1 protein-coding gene is annotated in these 810 nt (G+C 49.5%); it reads left to right on the top strand.

The genetic code is table 11. The annotated features are described in order from the left end of the window. Positions 1-110: 110 nt before the first annotated feature. The coding region (locus G3569_RS18230; protein WP_240894769.1) for an IS982 family transposase at positions 111-810 on the top strand (700 nt) is incomplete at its 3' end.

The raw sequence follows: 810 nt of genomic DNA, 5'->3' as shown, positions 1-810 counted from the left end.
AAAAAACATTAGCTGATCAACTAGATCAGGACGGGAACCTTCAGTTTTATCCTCGGGCTCCGAAACTGAGTGATGTCCAGGTTATTTGTCTGTCGCTGCTTCAGGAAGCCTTGAGTATCGATAGTGAACGGTGGCTGTGGAGTAAATTAAGCACTGACTACAGGGATGCGTTTCCAGAACTACCACATTTGACCAACTACAGCCGTCGTCGCAAGCGGCTGGCCGGAACCGTCGAGCAGCTGGCCCGCCTTTGGGGGCAGTCCCTTCGGGGCCATGAGGATACCTTTATGGTCGACTCGATTCCAATTCCAGTGGCACACATCGCCCGCGAATATTCCACCACGATATGTCGCAAAGAGTTTCGAACGGCCCCGGACAAAGGCTATAGCGCAGTTTCAGAGCAATATTTTATTGGCTATAAGCTCCATGTGGTGGTGAGCCTGGAAGGGGGCTACCACTCGATGGAGCTGACAAAAGCCAGTGTGCATGACTCCCGATACTTACAAGAAATAAAACATAGTGGCCTCCGAAATTGCCTGCTGCTGGCCGATAAAGGGTATCTTTCCAGCCAAGGTCAGCGGGATCTATTTGATAGCAAAGCCATAGAACTTCAAACGCCGATGCGAAGCAATCAGAACAACTATCGGCCGTGGCCGAAGATATTCAAAAATGCGCGACGCCGGATAGAAACCACCTTCTCCCAGCTCTCCGACCAAATGATGCTTAAACGGAATTACAGTAAATCATTTATTGGGGTACGGACACGACTGATCGCAAAAGTGGCTTCCGTAACTCTGTTACAATATATCA

The organism is Fodinibius halophilus (assembly GCF_011059105.1).
In the GTDB taxonomy this organism is placed as follows: Bacteria; Bacteroidota; Rhodothermia; order Balneolales; family Balneolaceae; genus Fodinibius; species Fodinibius halophilus.
The sequence above is the reverse complement of the archived record's forward strand: the minus strand, read 5'-3'. Positions and strand labels throughout refer to the sequence as shown.